The sequence below is a fragment of the Mycobacterium arosiense ATCC BAA-1401 = DSM 45069 genome (assembly GCF_002086125.1).
Lineage (GTDB): Bacteria > Actinomycetota > Actinomycetes > Mycobacteriales > Mycobacteriaceae > Mycobacterium > Mycobacterium arosiense.
Window position 1 is genome coordinate 1 of the sequence record NZ_MVHG01000097.1, and the last position, 19,665, is coordinate 19,665.

Consider the following 19,665-nt stretch of genomic DNA (forward strand, 5'->3'; position numbering starts at 1 on the left):
ATCTTGGACAGTGGTTCCGACGCCTGCACCGGCGCCGGGGCCGGCGCGGGCTCGGGGACGATGAGGTGCTGCCCGGGGGTGGGCTGCAAGGCGACGGTTCCCGTGTTGCGGATGCCGATCGCCAGCGCGATCTCGAGCGCCAGCACCGCGCTGATACCGACCACCGCCAGCCCGCTGCCGACTAGCAGGACCGGCCGCCGCTTCGGTTGACTCTCGTCGGGAACGAAGAGCTTCTCGATGACGACGGTCGGTGATTCTGCGTCCTCATCCCCCACCGCGCTGTAGGCGAGCTCGTCGTCGCCGGCCTTTGACCCGAGGGGGACATAGAGATACTCGGGAAGCGAGTACTGGTCGACCGAGCCGGTGCCGGGGTCCTGCGCGTAGGCCAGCGCGGCGGTCGACGAGGCAAACAGCGGCGCGTTCGCCGACGCCAGCGCCGCTCCACGGGCCAACGCGGTCTCCGGCTCCTCGGCCACGCTCACGTCGAGGAAGGTCGTCGATTGCAACACCTCCTTCAGGGGCGCCACATCGACGCCCGAGCCGACCAGCAACAGTCCGCCGGGCAAAAGTGCCAGCTTCTCCATCCCGGCGACCATCGCGGTGAGTTGCTCGGCGGCATCGCCGTAGCACTGGGCATGGATCTGTTGCTTATAGACGTCGGGGATGGAGCCGTCGGAGGTCTCGACGACCGCCAGCGTCGCAGCGTCGGGTTCCACCAGCAGCACGGCGGTACGCTCGTAACCCATTGCCCCGCCGACGTTTTGTGCCAGCGCCGCCGCGGCCAAAAAAGCCGAGACCAGCATGACGTTGTCGATCCGGTGAGCGGTCAGCGCGTCGCGCAACGCCGCGGCTTCGAGTTGATCCGTCCACGTCACGCCGATCGACGAGAGCTCGAGGCCGGCGTCGGCCGCGCCCTCACGGGTGCCCAGAATGGCCGAGATCACCTGGTCGGGCCCGGTCGCGGTGGCCGCCTCGTCGACGTCAGCGACGTCGATCACGTCCTCTTCCACGATTGCGCCGTCGGCGTATTCGCCTTGCAGGACGACCATTTGGATCGATGACGGTGCCATAGACACCCCGAGCACGACATCCAATACAACCCCTCCAAAGGTCTTGCGCGATGAGCCACGGCCAGGCGGAGGAAAAAACCACGGCTAACTAAGTATCGCGCATAAGGGCTGCGGGAGGGCCGCCGTGAACCTATGTAGTCCTTATGAAGTTTTGATAGGAGCGCGAGGGGGTGGGTCCTCGCTGGCCCTGGTATTTCGAACCTACTTGCCTACTGCCGTAAGGATGTTCGGCGGGACTGGTCAACCGCAGAATGCACAGCTGACCGATCTTCATGCCTGGCCACAGCGTGATCGGCAGGTTGGCCACGTTGGACAGCTCCAGCGTGATGTGACCGCTGAAGCCGGGGTCGATGAACCCGGCGGTGGAATGCGTCAGCAGGCCGAGGCGGCCCAGCGAAGACTTGCCCTCCAGGCGGCCGGCGAGGTCGTCGGGCAAGGTGATGAGCTCCAGGGTCGAGCCGAGCACGAACTCGCCGGGATGCAGGACGAAGGGCTCGCCGGGGACGGGCTCCACCAAGGTGGTCAATTCGTCCTGTTGCTTGGCCGGGTCGATATGGGTGTAGCGGGTGTTGTTGAACACCCGAAACATGCAGTCAAGCCGCACATCGATGCTCGACGGCTGCACCAGTGCGTCGTCGAACGGGTCGATGCCCAACCGCCCGGCGCTGAATTCGGCCCGAAGGTCGCGATCGGAGAGCAGCACGCGACGAGCGTAACCGGCTTCTCTACTCGTTCAGCGGAGGTAGACCTCGCTGCCGTCGGGATATCCACCCCCGGTGGTCGTGACATGCACGTGGTCGTAGTGACCGAGCCGGCTCGGCTGCGCTCCGCCGGGGGTGTAGTACACGCCGCGCCAGATGGCGTCCTGGATGCCGAAGCGGTTGGCGTTCTGCAGCACGTAGCCGACGATCGCGTTGCCGAGCGCGATTCCCTCCGCCGACTGGGGGTTGGGAATCATCACGTCGAGCGCCAGGCCCAGCGGGTGCCACGGCAACGAATCCGGGCGCACTCCCCCGATCTCGTGGATCTGGGGAAAGTCGGCGGTGATGCTGCGGGCGGTCAGGATCGTCCGGACCTGCAGGCCCCGCTCCGCGGCGACGTCGGCGGTCAGCAGAGGCGCCCGGGTGTGATACCGCGAGGCCGCGGCGGGCTCGGCGTCACCGGTTCCGGCGAGAAGGCGTTTCGACGCCACGGTCACTATTTCCGCGCAGCAGGGCGCGGGTTCGCTGATAACGGGTTTGGCCTCGGTATGCGGCGCAATTGGGGTGACGTCGGCGGACACCGCGAAGAACACGGCTGCGGGGGTGAGCACCGCAGCCAGGGCCACCGACGGTCTGCGCCGCTTTCTGGCTAACCTGTGCCGACCCACCCCGAGCACATTACGGCGCAATAACGAAATAATAAATATGGAAATGCGAATTTGTGAAAAGAATAACGGCGCTGCGGGCGCGACGCCGCGCGGCGGCCGCAGCGCCGCGGTTGATGAGCCGTCCTGACCTTGACGGCTCCCGTCGAGTGCTAGCCTTCCTTGGCGAGAAGTGCCGATGTAGTTCAATGGCAGAACATCAGCTTCCCAAGCTGAATACGCGGGTTCGATTCCCGTCATCGGCTCCATGAACCCGCTCGCAACGAAGTAAGACCGTCTCGGATTCCGTCGTTGATTTGGGCGGGGACTACAGGTCCGCCAATCGCGGCCGGGGGCCTACCCCCGCAGCTACAGCTAAGGACGCCGAAATCGGTCGGGTTTGCGATCGCCGGTGTGGCCGCCCCTAGCGCAACACACAGGGCAACGGCGGTGCTGGATAACACTTTCGCGATCACCGGATGCCATAACTTCGGTCGGGGCTCGAGGTGCCGGATCGTGTGTCGCTGTACTTGTGCCGCGTCCACCGAGCCGTGCGGCCGGCCTTCGGCGCAGCGCCCAGCAGCCGCCGGTCGATGAACCGGTCCAGCATCCTGTCAACTGAGATCATGATTTGACGTCTCCTTTCTCGTAGCGGTAAATCGCGATGTAGTGCGCAATCGCATGAACGGTCTCAGGCTTTGCCGTTTTCCGACTTGAGCATCCACGCCTGTTTCTCCAAGTCGGTGATGATCGAGTGCAGCAGATCGGCGGTCGACGGGTCGACGGCGTCGACTGCGTCGTGCACCGCACGCACGGTGCCCACCGCGGCGTAGATCCGAGTGGTGATGGCATCGACGATTTCGGTGGTGCTGAGCAACCCCGCCGCGATATCGGGGACGGACGTGGTCGCCGCGACGATGCCGGTGCGACCGTCGGGGATGACGTCCAGGGCTCGCATGCGTTCGGCGATCGTGTCGGCGGCTTCGCGTGCGATGTCGACCACGTCGTCGAGTTGCAGGTGAAGGTCGCGGAAGTTGGTCCCGACCAGGTTCCAGTGCGCTTGCTTGCCCTGCAAATGCAATTCGATCAGGTCGACGAGTACCGTCTGCAGGTCCTGCGCCAAGCGGTCTGGCGCTTGGAACATCTGCACCTCATCGGCTGCGCGACGGTTGGTCGGCTGTGCCGAGGTAGTCATTGGCTGTTCCTTTCCACTGATGCAACGCGGTGCGCATGCGCACCGGCATTGGTTGCTTGCGTGCGCGAGCGTATATTTGCTTGCGCGCCCAAGCAACGAAGGAAAGGCTTACATTTGCTAGCGCGAACACGCATTGCGTAGTTTTGCCGCATGGCAGATGCCAAGCCGGCGACGAAGCCGCGGGCCGCGGAAGCGACCGGTTTCACGCCGATCGACGTGAGCGAATTCAGGGTGATTCGCGCGCTCCACCCTGCGTTCATGGCGATGATGAAGCGGATCGATGCCGACCTGCAACACGAACACCGCATGTCGCACGCGGAATACATGGCGCTGATGTTTTTATCCGAGGCGGCCGACCGCACGTTAGGGCTCAGTGAATTAGCACGCCGCTGCCAGCAATCGCTCAGCGCGGTCAGTCGCACCGTCGGTCGGATGGAAGCCCAGGGTTTGGTCCGGCGCGAGCAGTCGGATCAGGACGCGCGGGCCTATAACGCCGTCCTCACCGACGCCGGGTTGAACCGAGTGCAGCAGGCCACCCCCGGCCACGTCGACAGCCTGCGCCGCTACCTCTTCGACCACCTCGGCGGTATCGATCTCGATGCGCTCGCCGATGCATTCGAACGCATCGCCGTCGCCGCCAGCGGAGACGCTCACGTGGTGCCGGGTCGCCCCGCCCCAGACACGCCGATAGGACAGCACATCAGCAATTAATCGGACAATCTTCTCCTCGAAGAAACTTCCACTCTCGGGGCGGTTCGAGGCAACTGAAATCCATCGGTCGTCCGTATCACCAACCGTTCGGCACAAGCGCACGGCGGAAAGCAGTGACCGGCTGGACCCGTTGCGCTGATGGCCGGGGCGGGTCACTAGGGAGTTCGTGCGTCGTCACACCTGACGCCATGATGGCTGGCTTGGGTCGACCAACTGCTGATCGACGGGGCCGATGCCGAAGACGGCGATGACGGCTGGGTCGGGCTGGCCGGCTGGTACGCCGTCGTAGTGTGGGGTACGCGCGGTGCGCTTCACATAGCCGCCGGGCCCGACAGGAACCGCATCTCGTGGTTGAAAACCATTGCCGCTGTTGACAAACCAGGTGCCGAACACCACCATCTGAATGCGATCGGTCGCATAGGTATGTGGAGCGCTGAACCAACCCGGATTCCATTTCATCAGGACCAGATATGGCCCAGGACTGTTGAAATCCCCATACAACATGGCCATTTCGCCGCTGTGTGGGGGCAAGTTGGCCCACGGCTCGAAAGCGATGTCCTGGTAGGGCTGGACGAAGGTTTCGGTTGGGTCCGGGCCGACTTCTGGTGCAGGTGCCAATTTGATGTCGCCGAGTTTGCCGGCCTTGTCACCAGCGGCGATCGTCGCCAGTAACAGCGGTCCTGCGGCCAACAGCGATCGCCGATCCAATCCCATACTGCCCATCAGATGCCTCCCAGTTCTTGCTTTAACTCAAGAGTGAACGCGCCACCGTCAGAGATTCTCGCGCGGAAATTCCCCGCCTGCCTCAGCGAGACGCGAAGGAGCGGTTGTCGTGGTCACTGACTGGCAAGCGAGTCGCGCCAGTGGTGCTGTCCGATGCCGGAACCGAGACCCACTCGAGCTCGGCCAGGTGTGGGCACCCGCCGTGGCGACGGGCTGGGCGGCCTCGACGGCTCCGCTGTCGTAGGTGGCCCGGCGCGCAGTGCACGGACGAATTCCTCGGTGAATGGGCTGCGGCGATTGGTCCCGTTGCTGAGCGCGGCGCCGAGACCTCGCCCACAGCAATCGATTTCACTGCATCACCCAGCCGCCTGCAAACAAGTTATCCACTGGTAGGTTTACCGTCATGGGTGCTTTGGATGGACGCGTGGCCTTTATCACCGGCGGGGCTCGTGGGCAGGGCCGCTCGCATGCGCTGGCCCTGGCGGCCGAAGGGGCCGACATCGTCATCGCCGATGCCCCGCAGGCGATGACCGACCTGACTTACCCCCTGGGCACCGAGGACGACCTACGCGAAACGACCAAGCTCGTCGAAGAGCTGGGCCGCCGTTGCTTGCCGATCACCCTGGACGTGCGCGACGCGGCCGCGGTGAACGCCGCGGCCACGCAGACCGTCGCCGACCTCGGCAGCCTCGACGTCGTGGTCGCCAACGCCGGAATCGTCAGCACCGGGCTGCTGGAAGACGTCAGCGACGTGGTGTGGCAACAGCTGATCGACACGAACCTGACCGGCGCGTTCCACACCCTGCGCGCCGCCATACCGGTGATGCGCCAACAGCGGTTCGGCAGGATCGTGGTGACCTCCTCGATGGGAGGCCGCATGGGCATCCCCGAGCTGGCCGCGTACAACGCCACCAAGTGGGGTGTCATCGGCCTGGCGAAGTCGGCCGCCCTCGAGGTCGCCAAGGAGGGCATCACGATCAACGTCGTCTGCCCGACCACCACTCAGACCCCGATGGTGCAGCCCACCGGAAGCGATGACGTTCCCGACGACCTCGTGCGCCGGATGACCAAAGCCAACCCGATCCCGCAACCCTGGCTGCAACCCGAGGACGTCAGCCGCGGCGTGGTGTATCTGGTCACCGACCCCGGGGTCATCACCGGAAGCGTGCTCGAGATCGGCCTCGGCGGCAGCGCGCGCATCCACTGACGAACGGCCACGACGGCCCCGGCGCGGGCGGGGCGGGCACCGCCTCGCGGCCGTCGAATGCTCGTCGCCCGAACCGTACAGACGGCGAGCCGATGTTCGCTACGCTTGACCCCGATTGATCGATCGCCTGGGAAGTTGGGGCCAGGTAATGGCTGAAAAACCCAAGGCTCGCGCCGCGGCGTCGGGAGCCAGCGAGGTCGTGGCGGAGTTAGCCGCCGCCGGGTTCGACAACGCCCGCCAGATCGCTCGGGGCGCCGCCGGAGTGGTCTATTGCTGCCGCGAGACCGCGCTGCGGCGAAACGTGGCGATCAAGGTGCTGCCGACATTCATCGACGACGCCGGCCGTGAACGCTTTCTCCGCGAGGGCTACGCCATGGGCGGCCTCTCGGGCCATCCGAACATCGTCAACATTTTGCGAGTCGGCCTGACCGCCGGCGGCCGCCCCTACATCGTCATGTCGTACTGCCCCGCCGGCTCGCTGGCCCTGCGGGTGCAGCGCGAGGGCCCCATCGGCTGGCCGGAAGCCGTGCGGATCGGCGTAAAGCTCTGCGGCGCACTGGAAACCGCGCATCTGAGCGGCACCCTGCACCGCGACATCAAGCCGGCGAACGTGCTCGTCAACGACTACGGCGAACCGCAACTGACCGACTTCGGGACCTCCCATGTCCCCGGCGGATACGAGACGGCGGCCGGATTGTTCTCCGGCACAATCGATTACCTCGCGCCGGAGGTGATGGCGGGTGAGCCCGCGGCGGTCGGCAGCGACGTCTATTCGCTGGGCGCCACGCTGTATTCGCTCATTGCCGGCAACCCGGCCTACGAGCGTCGCGGCAGCGAAGACCTGCTCACGCACTACACGCGAGTCACCAGCACGCGGGTCCCGGACTTGCGTCCCGGCGGAATCCCCGACGCGGTGTGTTCGGCGATCGAGGCGGCGATGGCGGTCGACCCGGGCGAGCGGCCGGCGTCGGCGGCCGAGTTCGGTCGCGCACTGCAGGAGAGCCTGCGCCGCAACGGATTGAAGCCCGACGCGATGGCCATCACCGCCGCCGCCGGCTCTCGGCATACGGTGGGCGGCTCGCCGGGTCTGGCCGGGGCGCAGACGTTATCGCCGGCCGGGCGTGTCGGGAAGCCGGCACCGCCCCCGAGGCCGCCGCGCATCGCCAAACCGGCCCCACGAATTGCCGACCCGGAAAGCGCCACCTCGCTGATCCATCCGCTCCATGAGCGCCGAATGGCGGCCGCGCCGTCGCGTCCCACCGGTCCGCAGCGGACGGGGCCACCGGGTCCATTCGCGGACCGGAGAGCCCCGATTCCGGCCAGGCCCAACACGTCCGAGCCCACCGAGGCGATCCCCGAACCGACTAGCGCCACCGACGCGATCGCGCCGTCGGGTTCCCCGGGTCCACCCGCGGTCGCGCGCCGCGGGCCGGCCGCCGGGGCGGTGGCCTGGCTGAGCTCGTCAGGCAAGAAGCGCAACCGCCTCACGGCGGCTTTGATCGTGGTGGGGATCGTGGTGGCGGTGCTGGTGCTCGGCAGCGGTGTCTACGTGCTGCTCACCCAGGGCAACAAGCACCGGCAGGCCACCGCCAGCCAACCGAGCGGCCAAACGGTGAAGTGGCAGCCGATCACCAACGCGCGCATCGCGCGCCAGGCGGCGGCGACCACGCAGGCCGACGGCACGATCTGGATCTTCGGCGGGCTGGGCAGCAACCACGCACCCGTCGCCAACCACGAGGGCTATGACCCGGTGATCGACGGCTGGAAGAGCGGCGACGATCTTCCGGTTCCGGTCCAGCACGCCATGGCGGTGACGTGGCGGGGCAACCCGATCGTGCTCGGCGGCTGGCGCGCGGCGGGTGCGCAAAGGGTTGCCAGCGACCAAATTTGGCGGGTGGTCAACAGCCACTGGGTCGAACTGCCCCACCTGTTGCAGCCACGGGCGGCGGCCGCGGCCTCGGTCGTGGGAGACCGCATCATCGTCACCGGCGGGGTCGACGCGAACGGGGCGCTGCTGAGCACCACCGAGGTCTTCGACGGCAACTCCTGGACCCTCGGCACGCCGATACCCACCCCCCGCCAGATGCTGGCCGCGGCGTCGGACGGCAAGCTGGTCTACGCGGTGGGCGGCAGCACCGGGACCACCGACCTGGCGACGGTCGAGGCGTATGACCCAACCGCGAAGAGGTGGACGCGACTGCCCGACCTCCCCCAACCACGCGGGGACCTCGGCGCGGCGATCGCCGATCGCCGCTTGGTGGCCGTCGGGGGGCAGTCGGCCGGGCAGGTCCTCAAGAGCGTGTCGGTGTTCGATCTGACGACGAATGCGTGGGCCGGCCTGCCGGACATGGCGATCGCGCGCCATGGCATGGCGGTCGACGCGGTGGGGGAAGCGGTGTTCGCGATCGGCGGGTCCAGCGAGGTCGGCGATGGCCAGGCCACCTCGTCGGCCGAGGCGCTGCAGTTGCCGGCGCGCCGAATCCAGCCGGCCGCGCAATGGCGTTCCCTGCCGGACGCACCGACGCCCCGGCTGATGACGGCGTGGACCGTGCTTGACGACAAGATTTGGATCGTCGGCGGTTTGCGCGACGGCGTGGCGCTGGCGACGGTGGAAAGCTACGACCCGCGCTCCGGGGACTGGCAGGCGCAACCACCGTTGCCCGTCCCGCTGCACCACGCCGCGGCGGCGAGCTATCACGGCGAGGTGGTGGTGCTCGGCGGCGCTACCAGCGACCTCACTCAGGCGTCCACGAAGGTGTTCGCGTTGCGCGGCGGCAAGTGGATCGAATTGCCGAACCTCACCCACGCCCGCGCGGCGCTGGCCGCCGCGGTGGTCGGTGACAAACTCGTGGCCGTCGGCGGGCAGAACGCCAAGCAACTCGTTCCGCAGACCGAGGTCTTCGACGGCAGCGCGTGGCACGACGCGGCCGACATGCCAACTCCGCGTGAGCATCTCGCGGCGGTGTCGGACGGCACCTGCGTGTATGCGGTCGGCGGCAGATTCCTGTCGGCCGACAAGAACTCGGCGGCGTTCGAACGGTTCGACCCGCAATCCGGGAGCTGGACCAAATTGGTCGACATGCCGACCCCCCGCGGTAGCTACGGCGCCGCGTTCATCGACGGCAGGATCCTGGCGGTCGGCGGTGAGGAGCCGACGCAGGTGTTGGGGGTGGCCGAAATGTACGACATCGCCAACGGCACGTGGAGCGCCCTGCCTCCGATGCCCACCCCGCGCCACGCCGAGGCCGTCGCCACGGTGGGCAACACCGTCTACTGCATCGGTGGCGCGAACCGGCCCACCCACGAGGGCCCGGTGGCCACGGTGGAGGCCCTGGACTTCATCTAGCGGATCAATGGCGCTTGAGCCGGCTGCGCCATCCCACGAATCCCGCGTACACGATGGTCAACAACGCCAGCATGCCCACGTCGAACAGCCAGGTCGCGGCGGTGTGTTTGAAGTGGCGGTCCTTCGGGGCGAGCGGCCCGGGCTCGATCGTCCACAGATCCACCGTCGAGGCCTGCGCCGCGTACCCCCACCGCGAGGGCACCGCCCACGACAACTGGTCCAGGCCGATCCGGTCGGTGACCGGAACCATCCCCCCGCACAACACCAACTGCAGCATCAGGGACACCACCAGCAGCGGCATGATCTGCTCGTTGGAGCGGGCGAGGGAAGACAGGACCAGGCCGACCATCGCCGCGGCGACGCACATGGCGGCGGTCGCGACGTACAGCTCGAGGGTCGCGCTGCCCAGCAGCAGGGCCGGGCGCGTCGGCGCTCCCTTCCCCAGGATCGTGATGGTCGTGGCGATCGTTGACTGGATGACGGCGAACACGAAGAACACCGCCATCTTCGCGAGCAGATACGCCTTGGTGGACAGGCCGACCGCCTGTTCCCGCCGGAAGATGGGCCGCTCGCCGATGAGGTCGCGGATGGTCAACGCGGTCCCCATGAACACCGCGGCCATGGTGAGCAACATCAACACCGAGCCCGGCTCGTCGGAACCGTCGCCGTTCGGATCGGCGACACGGAATCCCGTCGAGCCCGGGACGGTGAGCGACAGCGCGCCCATCACGAACGGCAACAGCGCCAGGAAGATGAAGTAGGCACGGTCGGCGACGATCAACCGAATCTGGCGGCGCGCGATGGTGGCGAACTGGCGACGGGTGCTCGAGCGTGCCGGAGCGCCCAGATCGGCCGGCTTCTGCGCCTCCGGCCCGGCCGGCGGCGGTTTGAGCTGGGCCAGGAAACGCCGGTTGGCCTCGTCGGGGTCGGCGCCCACCATGCCGAAGATCTTGGCCCAGTTGGTGGTTCCCATGGTCGCTTCGATTTCGTCGGGTGGGCCGCAATACGCCGTCTTCCCGCCGGGCGCCATCAGCAGCACCTGGTCGCACAGGTCGAGGTAGCTCAGCGAGTGCGTCACCACCAGCACCACGCGTCCGGCGTCGGCCAGCTGCCGCAACATGGTCATGACCTGCAGGTCGAGCGCCGGATCCAGGCCGGAGGTCGGTTCGTCGAGGATCAGCAGCGACGGGCCGGTGAGCAGCTCGAGTGCCACCGAGGCACGCTTGCGCTGCCCGCCGGACAGCTTGTCCACCCGGCTGTCGGCGTGCTTGGTCAGCCCGAGTTCCTCGATCACCTGCGCGACGACTTGGGCGCGGTCCTGTTTGCTGGTGTCGGGCGGCAGGCGCAGCTCGGCGGCATAGTTGAGCGCCTGGGTCACCGTCAGCTGGCGGTGCACGACGTCGTCTTGGGGAACCATCCCGATCCGGCTGCGCAACGACGCAAAACTCGCGTGAATGTCGTGTCCTTCGAAGGTGATTGAGCCCGCGGTGGGACAGGTGGCCCCGGCGATCAGCCGCGACAGCGTGCTTTTACCGGCGCCCGACCCGCCGATGAGGGCGGTCAGCGTGCCGGGCCTGGCGGTCAGCGAGACCTTGTGGATCAATCGTTTGCCGTCGATCTCGAAGTCGACCTCGCGCACCTCGAGCCCGCCGGCGCGGGTGGCCGCCTGGGCGCGGCGAAGCAGGATCTCGCCGTTGAACACCAGATCGACGTTGCCGATGGTGACGACGTCGCCCTCGGTCAGCGGCGCCGAAAGGATCCGGGTGCCGTTGACGAACGTGCCGTTGATGCTGTGGGCGTCGTGGATCTCCATGCCGGTCGGGCCGGCAACCAGGTAGGCGTGTTGGCGCGACGCCAACACGTCGGAGATGACGATGTCGCTGTCCTCGGCGCGGCCAATCACGGCGGCGCCCGTGGGTGGCGCCGCGAGCCTCGACCGGGACCGCTGCACCGCGCGCCGCAGGTTGGTGCTGTCGAAGTCCGCGGCTTCGAGGGCTTGCGCGCCGATCTCGGTCAGGGGCTGGCCTTTGGCCGGCCCGCTGGCGGATCCTTCGGGCGGCGGCGCCGGTCGGGCACCCTGGGCCGGCGGCGATTGGTTCGGATAGCCGACGGCCCGGCGCGGGCCGCTGGCCTGGGGTGGTGCCGGCGGCGGTGGACCGTAGCGCAGCGGGGTCGGCTGTTGGCGCGCGATGCGGGGCGCCGGGCCGCCGACGGGCCGCGCGGGCTCCGGGCGTGGCGGCCTCATGGCGCCGGGCCGGGCCAGGGCCTGCATCCCCTCGACCGTGGGCGGCAGCTGGCCCACGGCCCTGTCGGGACGTTCGATCACGAAGCTCAGGCGCGGACCGTCGGGACTTCCGACGTTGATGCTCTGGCCATCGCGGATGTCGACGACGGACACCCGGCCACCGTTGACGAACATCCCGGTCGGTGATTCGTTGTCGATCGCTAGCCATTTGCCCCGATCGAACCGCAACAACAAGTGGGCCCGGGCGATCCGCGGATGAGCGACGCGCATGTCGGCACGAAGGTCGCTGCCGACGACGAGATCGTGTCCGGCGGCGAAACTGCGCCGTGACCAGTCAGATTGAACTGTCAGCACGGGCGGCGCGGGCCTTGTCATCCCATCAGTATTCGACCCGCCGCCACCAAGTGCCAGCGGTTTGGTCATATTGGTTGCCGGCGATCCTACGCATTTGCTGGACGGGTTCGTCGCCGTCGCGGCCGGCGCCCGCCTACCCGGCCGCCGCCGTCACAACACGGTCACGATTCGCGCCGGCCGGCCCGTCGGGCTGGCGTTTTCGGCCACGCTCCTGGCAGCCTGGCACGGCGCCGCCGCGCTGAACCTTCCGTACTCAAACCGTGATCGTCGCGTGCCCAAACATCAACGCGCCCTTGCGGTTTCGCAGGTCGGCGCCCATTTATGATCTCTATTGCAACTCTGTCAGCTAAAGGAATTGGAGCCATGCGGACGGGTGTTCGGTGTGTTCTTGCGGTGATCGCAGCCGCTGCGAGTGTTGTTGTAACGCCGGCCGAGGTAGGCCTGGCGGCGGCCAACCAGTCGCATGGGTTTGCCATCGCGTCGATTTCCCCGGGCCGCGACGAGGTGGTGGGTGTGGCACACCCCATCGAGATCCACTTCAAGGCGCCCATCACCAACCCGGCCAGCAGGCGGGCGGCCGAGCGCGCCGTCGCGGTCGATTCGACGCCCCCGGTGACCGGCAAGTTCGAGTGGCTCGACGACAAGGTCGTGCAGTGGGTGCCGGACCAATACTGGCCGGCGCACAGCACGATTGCGTTGACGGTGGGCGGCGCGGCCGCGGAGGTCAAAACGGGTCCCGCCGTGATCGGCGTCGCCAGCATCTCCGAACACACCTTCACCGTCAGCATCGACGGCGCCGAGGCGGGACCGCCGACCTCGCTGCCCGCGCCGCACCACCGGCCGCACTTCGGGGAGCAGGGCGTCATGCCCGCCTCGATGGGCAGGCCCGAGTACCCGACGCCGGTCGGCTCGTACACCGTGTTGTCCAAAGGGGAAGCGGTGACAATGGATTCGAGCAGCGTCGGCATCCCCGTCGACGACCCCAACGGTTACCTGCTGACGGTCAACTACGCCGTCCGGATCACCAGCCGCGGCCTGTTCGTGCACTCAGCCCCGTGGGCCACTCCCTCGTTGGGACTCGAGAATGTCAGCCACGGCTGCATCAGCCTGAGTCCCGATGACGCCGAGTGGTACTACGACCACGTGCACGTCGGCGACCCGGTGATCGTCCAGGACTAAATCGCCACGTGCTACGAGGCTCCGCATCCAGGGGCGGAGCTCAATCATGCGGCGCTAGACGGCTTTTCACTGCGAATAACGGAACGGGCCCGCTGGTGACAACACCAGCGGGCCCGGCCCGTTTTCGAGGCTGAGTCGGCCTCAGCTCGCGCCCGACGGACCGGGGCGGATCGGCTGGCCGTCCGTCGGCCCGCCGGTGGGTGCCGGACCGGTCGGCGCGTCCTTCACCCCGGACATGTCGATGATCGGAGCCGCCGCCTCCACGGGGGCGCCGGCGGCGGCCGGTCCGCCCAGGGCGATCAGCGGTGCGCCCGCCGGCACGACCGGCACGGGCGGCACGACCGGCACTGGCGGCGCAAGGGGCAGCGGCGGCACGATCGGCAGCGGCGCACCGACCGGCAGCGGCCCCGGCACAGCCATCGGCACGCCGGACATGTCGGTCATGGGCGCCGCGCACACGCCACCGGCCGGTGCCGCCGCGCCGCCCGCGACCTCGCCCGACTGCCCCTCAGTGCACACGTGGCCGCCCGTGATCAGCGGGGCGGCCGCCGCGTCGGGGCTCAACGCGATAGCAGCTCCGCACAACCCAGCGCCGGCAACTACTTTGATGTTGAACCGATCGACGATCGCCATCAGCGTCAACTCTCCTTCATCCACGCTCAGCTATTTCCGCAATCATTGGTGCAGCAGGCCCGCCCAGCAATACCGAGGTCGGTTTCAGGACCGCGCCAATTGTCGGCAGCCGACGCGCGACACGCGCCACGCCGCACCGCGCCGTTTCCAAATGGTGACGTCACAACGGCGTCACGAATCGAAACACCTCCGGTAGACACCGATCGACCTGCGTGAATGCGCTTGCGCTGCAGCGTAGTCAGCGATTCGCGCCCTCGACCGCATGCCTAACGGCATGGGCTTTCCGCCGATGCCGCATCCCCTGCCCCGTGCTAGCGCCCCAAGGCGGTCCCACCGCAGCCTGCCCGGATTGCGGCCGGACCGACTTGGAATCACGCGAACTTTATTTTTCCGCAGGTGCTTCACAGGAAATTCTGGGTGAACAGTTATCGCTTGGAAGGTTACATAGAAGTTAACATCGAGATTAGAACTATTGACGAATAGAGGAGAAGGGGCTATGTCACCACGTCGTCTCGTCACCAGGCTCGTCGGTTCCGCCCTGTTCGGCGGCCCGCTTCTCGCAGGTCTTGTCTGGGCAAGCCCAGCGCAGGCCGACGCGGCCGGTTTCCTCAATGACATGCACCGCGACGGGGTCCACGCAGTCACGGGCGGCGACGCGGCCCTGCTGCAGGCCGGCCTGAATGTGTGCCAGCAAATATCCTGGGGCGCTCCTCCCGCGCAGCTCGAAAGCCTGGCGCTGCAGCGCTCCAGCGACCAGCAGGGGGCGGGCGGGCTCAGCGTTCAGCAGGCCAACGACGTGGTCGTCTACGCCATGCGCGATCTGTGCCCCGACTAGAAAGCCCTTGATTTAACCCACCTGTGCGGCCTAGGGGCCAACGGTTCTTCGCCGACTGTTCACTCTCCCGACCTCTTTGCGCAGCGGGTCTTCGCACTTTTGTGTAAAAGTGCATCATCCGCATCGGGCACAGACGCAAGGAGAAGGTTGGATGGCGGCACGCAGGCGACACGGCCGGTTCATGAAGGCGGCGCTGGCCGGTGGCCCGCTGTTGCTGGCCGGGGTCCTGTGCGCCGGCCCGGCGCGGGCCGACGGGGCCGCCTTCATCAACGACCTGCACAACGCCGGCATCCATGCCGTCAACGGCGGCGATCCGGAGCTGCTGCAGATGGGCGCCGACCTGTGTCAGCAGCTTTCCTGGGGCGCCTCTCCGCAACAGCTGGAGGGCTTGGCGCTGCAACGCTCCGACGCCGACCAGGGCACCGGCGGGATCAACGGCCGCCAGGCCGCGGACGTCGTCATCTTCGCCCTGCGCGATCTGTGCCCCAACGCCTGACGGCGAGCTGGTGGCAAGCAGTCCGATCCGCGCTACGGTGACGCTCGAGTGAAGCTGAGCGGATCACCCCCACCGCCCGCGTGGGAATCCGCCGCCCACAACCGAATACACCGCCGACCCCGCACCCGAGGTGCCGGCGCGCTACGCGCGGGTGCGCGACCTCACCGAGGGGACCACCTAGTCGTCGGACAGCGGCCGAAACACCGGCAGGATCCGGTACTTCGCGCTGAAGCTGGCGTTGTCGTATCTTTCCCCGACCTCGCCGTCGCGGGCGATGACCGTGGGTCCGTCGACGGCGGTGAAGCTGAATCCGGGCACCTGCAACTCGTGATAGAGCGGGCTGCGCTCCAGGCGCCCCAGCGCGAGCGCGGTCAGGATCCTGGTTTTCGCCCAGTGGCGTCCGGCCTCGAGGATGCGCACATCGATCAGGCCGTCGTCCATCCGGGTCCGCCGTGCGGGCGCGAACCCGGTCGGCAGGTAGCGCGAATTGCCCAGAAAGAACAGCGATGTCAGCAGGGTCTTGTTGTCGTAACGGATTCGCACGGGTTGCTCCGTGCGCAGCGTGCGCAGCATGGCGTACAGGCCGGCCAGCGGCTTGCCGATGCGTTTCTCCAGCTTTTCACGCCGCCGCACGAACGCCGGGTAGGCGCCGATGCTGGCGGTGTTGAGGATCATCTGAGAGTCGTTGAGGCACACCAGGTCCACGCAGGCCACGTGGCCGCGCCGGATCGCGTCGACCGTCTTGGCCACGGTGTCGCAGCCGATGTCCTTGGCGAAATGGTTGAACGTTCCGGCGGGAAAGACGGCCAGGGGCAGCCCCGCGTCGATGGCCACCCCCGCGGCGGCCGCGACGGTGCCGTCACCGCCGCCCACCGCCAGCACCTCGGCGCGTTCGGCCGCGCCGCGCAGCGCCTGCACCGGGTCGTCGTCGGGACCCAGTTCGCGGATGTCCACCTTCGGTAGCGCGGCGCGCACCTCGTCGACGACCCGGCCCCCGGCGCCGCCGCCCGACTCCGGGTTGGTCACCAGCACCACGCCGGCGCCGTCGGGCCGCTGCGGGGCCGGGACGCGAAGCGGTTCCGTTCGCGGAAGGGCGGTTTCGACGATCGGGGGGACGAGCCGGCCGCCCAGCACCGCCAGGCCCGAGCCGATGCCGAACCCGGCGATCACGTCGCCGGGGTAGTGCGCGCCGGTGGCCACGCGCGACAGACCCACCAGCCCGGCGAGCAGCGCCAGCCCGAAACCCACTGGCGGACTCTCCAGCCCCACCCCGATGGCGAACGCGGCGGCGCTGGCCGAGTGCCCCGACGGCAACGAATTCGAGGTGGGGCGGCGGCGGACCTGCCTGACCAGGGGCACCAGGTCGTAGCCGGGTCGGGGCCGTCGGCGGATCCGCTTGGCGACCTGATTGGTGACCAGGCTGGTGACGGCCAGCGTCACCAGCCCGCGGGTCGCGCCGCGCTGCGCGCTTTGCCTGCCGGTGGCCAGCAGCGCCGCGCCGATGCCCACCCACAGTTTGGAATGGTCGGCCGCCCGGGTCAGCGGCGGCATCACCGTGTCCAGTAGCGGGGTGTCCGTCTCGGCGATGGCGTCGAAGAGCTCTCGATCCAGCGTGCCCAGTCCCCGGGTGATCTGTTTGATGCCGCGTGCGCGTTGCCAGGTCCCCCTGCTCATTCGCTACCCCCTAAATTGGTCCGAAGACATGGACGCACACGGCTATTGCAGCAGATGGCGCGACAACACCGATCGCCGCGGCGTGACCGCGCCGGTCGTCGCCGAGATCGCCCACCGACACGACATCACCGCCGCTCGCTTCGGGGTCTTCGAGGGCATGGCCGAATTCGTCGACCCGCACGGCAAATCGTTCTTCCTGATCCCCGCCTACGCCGATGGTGCGCGGGCCCGCGACGCCGCGCTGATGACCTACGTCCTCAACGCCGACACCGGCTACGGCAAACCGGGCGCGCGGCCCCCCGATTTTCCGGCCACCCCCTACGGCGCCGCCGAAATGGCCCGAATCATGGCCCGGCAGAAGGCAAATCGGTGGAGTTATGCCCGCGGTGTCGCCTTCGTGCACCGCAACGGGGGGCGTCTGGTCACCACCCCCAACGGCATGCTCATGGGCCTGGGCGGCAACTGGGTCCAGCGGCTGTTCAGCCAGCGCGGCGGCACCACCTGGGGTGACATCTTCCTGGTCAACGTGGGCAGGGTCGGCGACCCCGGCGACCAGCTGCACCGGATCGTCGCCTCCGGGTGCGCCTGGTTTCTCGATCGGGCGGGCTCCCCCCGCGCCGGCCGCCTCGACCTGGATCGGGTGTTGCATCACGAGGAGCGGCACGCCGCACAATGGGCGGACCGAGGTTACCTGGGCATGATCACCGGTTACGGCCGGGAGTTGTTCCGCGAGTTGGCCTTTGGCGCGGTGAACAGGTTGGAAGCGGACGCGGGCCTGGCCGACGGCGGTTACAGGGCGTGAATTCCGTGGTAGAACACCATCGCGCCGATCACCACAAACACCGCCGCCAGTAGGGCGCCGTTGTTGCGGTCCATCCAATCTTTGAGCCGGGCCAGCGTGTCATCGAGGCGGCTGCCGGCCGCGACGTAGGCCAGTATCGGGATCGCGACACTGGAAGCGGCGATGGCCACGAAAAACGCCGCGGCCGCCCAGTCTCCGGCGAGCCCCAGACCGCTGGTGCCGATGCCCAATCCCGCGGGAACGCAGATCAGCGCCACATCCGGTCGCACCACAGCCAGCACCGCCCCGATCACCCCGGCGCGGGCCGGGGTGATGCTGGCGAACGACCGCATCCAGGCCGGCGACTCGGACTTACTGCGCCGGGTGATCCACCGGTAGATGCCGTACACGATCAGCGCCGAACCGAACACCACCCGCAGCCACGAGGACCATCGCGGCGGCGCCTTGTCCAGGCCGCCCAGCAGGCCGGAGGCCGATACCGAAATCGCCGTCAGCGCGGCCAGGCACAGCACCCAGCCGCCCAGAAATGCCAGGCTGCTCGGGCGCGGTCGCGGCGCCTGTAACACCAGCACCGCCGGAATGACCGTGAGCGGGGAGAGCGAGATGACCAGTCCCAGCGGAACGAGCCCGGTCAGCACCGTTCCCCAGCTTCCCGCCATGCGCGCATCCTTTCATTGCCGCGGGCGATCCGACGCCAAGCGCGCCGTACCCGCACCCGATCCGGATCAAGCCAGCCTGCGAATCCCGTTGTAGAGCACGATCAACCCGATCAGAAACAGGATGACGGCCATCATCGCGTCGTGGTTCGCCTCCATCCAGGCCTTGAGACGTTCCAGGGCACCATCGAGGCGATCGCCGGCGCCGACGTAGGCCAGTACCGGGACGGCGACCGTCGACGCCGCGAGAACGACGAAGACCGCGGCCGTGACCAACTGTGCGCCGGCGCCCAGGCTGCTGTTCCCGACGGCCAGGCCGGCGGCCGCGCACAGGATCAGCACCTCGGGGCGCAGCGGCACCAGCACCGCCGCCATCACCCCGGCGCGCGCCGGCGAGAGCGTGGAGAACGACCGCATCCAGCGCGGCATGCTGCGCTGCCGATGCCTGGTGAACCAGTGATAGGCCGCCAGCGCGAGGAGCGCCGCGCCGAAGGCCACCCGCACCCACGACGCCCATTTCGGTGGCGTGGCGTGGAAGCCGCTGAGCATCGCCGAGCCGCTGACGGCCGCGGCGGTGAGGGTGATCAGGCCCAGCAGCCAGCCGCCCAGGAAGGCGAGGCTGGTCGGGCGTGGCCGAGGCGCGTGCAGCACCAGCACCGCGGGGATGACCGTGATCGGCGACAGGGCGATGACGGCCGCCAATGCCACGAGTTTGCTCAGCACCGAGGCCCAACTTGCGTCCACGGGCAGCAATCATCGCATTGCCGTGGAGCTCATGCAGCGGTCGGTCGCGGGCGTCAGGCTTTGCGGCGCAGCGTCCAGGCGGGCACCCAATGCGTCACTGTTCGGCGCCTGGCTCCGTAGGCGACGGGGTAGGTCACCAGCCCCCACCAGTCGCCTTGCTCGCACAGGCCCCAGCAGCTCAGCCACCCCTCGACGACCTTGTGCAGCTGCAGGCCGTTGGGCTGATACCGGCCGGAGCGGTGCGGCTCGCGCGGGAACAGCACCGTCAGGTCGACCAGGACCGCGACCGCCGGACGGACCACCCGAAACGGGCTCCGGACCGGTTGGCCGTTGTATCCGATCGACGCGAGCGGACCCATTGGTCGATCATACGTGGCGCTCCACGTGTTTTCGTGGGCGCTTTTCTGCTGTTCAGGGGCGGATTTCGTTGCGGTAGACCATGCTTGGCGT

General features: G+C 68.1%; 20 protein-coding genes, 1 tRNA gene and 2 pseudogenes. 9 read left to right on the forward strand and 14 right to left on the reverse strand.

Translation table 11 applies throughout. The features are described from left to right. The 3 genes from BST14_RS24125 to BST14_RS24135 all read right to left on the reverse strand — a co-directional run. A partial coding sequence (locus BST14_RS24125) for a DUF7159 family protein (RefSeq protein ID WP_438502206.1) occupies window positions 1-1,070 on the reverse strand: 1,070 nt, incomplete at its 3' end. 130 nt (window positions 1,071-1,200) lie between these two features. Further along, complete coding sequence (gene dcd, locus BST14_RS24130) at window positions 1,201-1,773, reverse strand: dCTP deaminase (RefSeq protein WP_083066854.1); 573 nt, start codon at window positions 1,771-1,773, stop codon at window positions 1,201-1,203. Window positions 1,774-1,803: 30 nt separating this feature from the next. After that, window positions 1,804-2,397, reverse strand: coding sequence for a VldE C-terminal domain-containing protein (locus tag BST14_RS24135; RefSeq protein WP_083066855.1), 594 nt, complete (start codon window positions 2,395-2,397; stop codon window positions 1,804-1,806). Between the two features lie 213 nt (window positions 2,398-2,610). Between BST14_RS24135 and BST14_RS24140 the strand changes: the two genes are divergently transcribed. Next, a tRNA-Gly gene (locus tag BST14_RS24140) sits at window positions 2,611-2,684 on the forward strand. A gap of 203 nt (window positions 2,685-2,887) precedes the next feature. Here the strand turns inward: BST14_RS24140 and BST14_RS30170 are convergent. Both BST14_RS30170 and BST14_RS24145 read right to left on the reverse strand, forming a co-directional pair. Then, entirely contained in the window at window positions 2,888-3,043 is a 156-nt protein-coding gene (locus tag BST14_RS30170) for a hypothetical protein (protein WP_158085921.1), read from the reverse strand. 63 nt (window positions 3,044-3,106) lie between these two features. Next, a complete protein-coding gene (locus BST14_RS24145; protein WP_083066856.1) occupies window positions 3,107-3,610 on the reverse strand; it encodes a Dps family protein in 504 nt (167 codons plus the stop codon). Window positions 3,611-3,760: 150 nt separating this feature from the next. On the opposite strand from BST14_RS24145, the gene BST14_RS24150 reads away from it, so the two are divergent. Further along, window positions 3,761-4,321, forward strand: a complete 561-nt coding sequence (locus BST14_RS24150; RefSeq protein WP_142279569.1) for a MarR family winged helix-turn-helix transcriptional regulator — start codon at window positions 3,761-3,763, stop codon at window positions 4,319-4,321. A 174-nt stretch (window positions 4,322-4,495) separates the two neighbouring features. Here BST14_RS24150 and BST14_RS24155 read toward each other — a convergent pair whose 3' ends face one another. Then, on the reverse strand, window positions 4,496-5,044 hold the full coding sequence (locus BST14_RS24155) for a cupin domain-containing protein (RefSeq protein WP_083066857.1): 549 nt from the start codon (window positions 5,042-5,044) through the stop codon (window positions 4,496-4,498). A 403-nt stretch (window positions 5,045-5,447) separates the two neighbouring features. On the opposite strand from BST14_RS24155, the gene BST14_RS24160 reads away from it, so the two are divergent. Together BST14_RS24160 and BST14_RS24165 are read left to right on the forward strand one after the other, a co-directional pair. Beyond that, the gene (locus BST14_RS24160) at window positions 5,448-6,251 is read left to right on the forward strand and encodes a mycofactocin-coupled SDR family oxidoreductase (RefSeq protein ID WP_083066858.1); all 804 of its coding nucleotides are present in this window, start codon (window positions 5,448-5,450) and stop codon (window positions 6,249-6,251) included. A gap of 148 nt (window positions 6,252-6,399) precedes the next feature. After that, entirely contained in the window at window positions 6,400-9,597 is a 3,198-nt protein-coding gene (locus BST14_RS24165; RefSeq protein WP_083066859.1) for a serine/threonine-protein kinase, read from the forward strand. 4 nt (window positions 9,598-9,601) lie between these two features. Here BST14_RS24165 and BST14_RS32710 read toward each other — a convergent pair whose 3' ends face one another. The 3 genes and pseudogenes from BST14_RS32710 to BST14_RS32720 all read right to left on the reverse strand — a co-directional run. Continuing rightward, window positions 9,602-10,723 (reverse strand): ABC transporter permease, encoded by a 1,122-nt coding sequence (locus BST14_RS32710; protein WP_438502207.1) that lies wholly within the window; start codon window positions 10,721-10,723, stop codon window positions 9,602-9,604. Between the two features lie 42 nt (window positions 10,724-10,765). Beyond that, window positions 10,766-11,299 (reverse strand): annotated as a pseudogene (locus BST14_RS32715) (ATP-binding cassette domain-containing protein); the annotation flags it as partial. Between the two features lie 3 nt (window positions 11,300-11,302). Continuing rightward, window positions 11,303-12,265: pseudogene (locus BST14_RS32720) on the reverse strand (FHA domain-containing protein); the annotation flags it as partial. Window positions 12,266-12,290: 25 nt separating this feature from the next. Here BST14_RS32720 and BST14_RS24175 point away from each other — a divergent pair. After that, the gene (locus BST14_RS24175) at window positions 12,291-12,521 is read left to right on the forward strand and encodes a hypothetical protein (protein ID WP_142279570.1); all 231 of its coding nucleotides are present in this window, start codon (window positions 12,291-12,293) and stop codon (window positions 12,519-12,521) included. 38 nt (window positions 12,522-12,559) lie between these two features. Beyond that, window positions 12,560-13,375, forward strand: coding sequence for a L,D-transpeptidase (locus tag BST14_RS24180; protein ID WP_083066862.1), 816 nt, complete (start codon window positions 12,560-12,562; stop codon window positions 13,373-13,375). Window positions 13,376-13,516: 141 nt separating this feature from the next. Here the strand turns inward: BST14_RS24180 and BST14_RS24185 are convergent, their stop codons facing one another. Further along, on the reverse strand, window positions 13,517-14,017 hold the full coding sequence (locus BST14_RS24185) for a hypothetical protein (protein WP_083066863.1): 501 nt from the start codon (window positions 14,015-14,017) through the stop codon (window positions 13,517-13,519). Between the two features lie 487 nt (window positions 14,018-14,504). Here BST14_RS24185 and BST14_RS24195 point away from each other — a divergent pair, with 487 nt between their 5' ends. Further along, window positions 14,505-14,843: a DUF732 domain-containing protein gene (locus tag BST14_RS24195; protein ID WP_083066865.1), complete on the forward strand. Its 339-nt coding sequence runs from the start codon at window positions 14,505-14,507 to the stop codon at window positions 14,841-14,843. A gap of 151 nt (window positions 14,844-14,994) precedes the next feature. Further along, window positions 14,995-15,339 carry a DUF732 domain-containing protein gene (locus BST14_RS24200; protein WP_083066866.1) on the forward strand — a complete coding sequence of 115 codons (345 nt, stop codon included), beginning with the start codon at window positions 14,995-14,997 and terminating at the stop codon, window positions 15,337-15,339. Window positions 15,340-15,516: 177 nt separating this feature from the next. Here the strand turns inward: BST14_RS24200 and BST14_RS24205 are convergent, their stop codons facing one another. Further along, a complete protein-coding gene (locus BST14_RS24205) occupies window positions 15,517-17,013 on the reverse strand; it encodes a bifunctional phosphatase PAP2/diacylglycerol kinase family protein (RefSeq protein WP_083066867.1) in 1,497 nt (498 codons plus the stop codon). Window positions 17,014-17,041: 28 nt separating this feature from the next. Between BST14_RS24205 and BST14_RS24210 the strand changes: the two genes are divergently transcribed. Continuing rightward, complete coding sequence (locus BST14_RS24210; RefSeq protein WP_083066868.1) at window positions 17,042-17,815, forward strand: hypothetical protein; 774 nt, start codon at window positions 17,042-17,044, stop codon at window positions 17,813-17,815. On the opposite strand, the gene BST14_RS24215 is transcribed toward BST14_RS24210, so the two are convergent. The 3 genes from BST14_RS24215 to BST14_RS24225 all read right to left on the reverse strand — a co-directional run bounded on the left by BST14_RS24215 (window position 17,803) and on the right by BST14_RS24225 (window position 19,574). After that, complete coding sequence (locus tag BST14_RS24215; RefSeq protein ID WP_083066869.1) at window positions 17,803-18,474, reverse strand: GAP family protein; 672 nt, start codon at window positions 18,472-18,474, stop codon at window positions 17,803-17,805. The genes BST14_RS24210 and BST14_RS24215 overlap by 13 nt on opposite strands. Before the next feature lie 66 nt (window positions 18,475-18,540). After that, window positions 18,541-19,194, reverse strand: a complete 654-nt coding sequence (locus BST14_RS24220) for a GAP family protein (RefSeq protein ID WP_211280802.1) — start codon at window positions 19,192-19,194, stop codon at window positions 18,541-18,543. Window positions 19,195-19,268: 74 nt separating this feature from the next. Then, window positions 19,269-19,574 (reverse strand): hypothetical protein, encoded by a 306-nt coding sequence (locus tag BST14_RS24225; RefSeq protein ID WP_083066871.1) that lies wholly within the window; start codon window positions 19,572-19,574, stop codon window positions 19,269-19,271. Window positions 19,575-19,665: the final 91 nt, after the last annotated feature.

Bases quoted from the DNA above. Each gene is read 5' to 3' on its own strand.
- BST14_RS30170 (WP_158085921.1), bottom strand. From the start codon at position 3,043: ATGATCTCAGTTGACAGGATGCTGGACCGGTTCATCGACCGGCGGCTG.
- BST14_RS24145 (WP_083066856.1), bottom strand. From the start codon at position 3,610: ATGACTACCTCGGCACAGCCGACCAACCGTCGCGCAGCCGATGAGGTG.
- BST14_RS24150 (WP_142279569.1), top strand. From the start codon at position 3,761: ATGGCAGATGCCAAGCCGGCGACGAAGCCGCGGGCCGCGGAAGCGACC.
- BST14_RS24155 (WP_083066857.1), bottom strand. From the start codon at position 5,044: ATGGGCAGTATGGGATTGGATCGGCGATCGCTGTTGGCCGCAGGACCG.
- BST14_RS24160 (WP_083066858.1), top strand. From the start codon at position 5,448: ATGGGTGCTTTGGATGGACGCGTGGCCTTTATCACCGGCGGGGCTCGT.
- BST14_RS24165 (WP_083066859.1), top strand. From the start codon at position 6,400: ATGGCTGAAAAACCCAAGGCTCGCGCCGCGGCGTCGGGAGCCAGCGAG.
- BST14_RS32710 (WP_438502207.1), bottom strand. From the start codon at position 10,723: ATGACCATGTTGCGGCAGCTGGCCGACGCCGGACGCGTGGTGCTGGTG.
- BST14_RS24180 (WP_083066862.1), top strand. From the start codon at position 12,560: ATGCGGACGGGTGTTCGGTGTGTTCTTGCGGTGATCGCAGCCGCTGCG.
- BST14_RS24195 (WP_083066865.1), top strand. From the start codon at position 14,505: ATGTCACCACGTCGTCTCGTCACCAGGCTCGTCGGTTCCGCCCTGTTC.
- BST14_RS24200 (WP_083066866.1), top strand. From the start codon at position 14,995: ATGGCGGCACGCAGGCGACACGGCCGGTTCATGAAGGCGGCGCTGGCC.
- BST14_RS24205 (WP_083066867.1), bottom strand. From the start codon at position 17,013: ATGAGCAGGGGGACCTGGCAACGCGCACGCGGCATCAAACAGATCACC.
- BST14_RS24210 (WP_083066868.1), top strand. From the start codon at position 17,042: ATGGACGCACACGGCTATTGCAGCAGATGGCGCGACAACACCGATCGC.
- BST14_RS24215 (WP_083066869.1), bottom strand. From the start codon at position 18,474: ATGGCGGGAAGCTGGGGAACGGTGCTGACCGGGCTCGTTCCGCTGGGA.
- BST14_RS24225 (WP_083066871.1), bottom strand. From the start codon at position 19,574: ATGGGTCCGCTCGCGTCGATCGGATACAACGGCCAACCGGTCCGGAGC.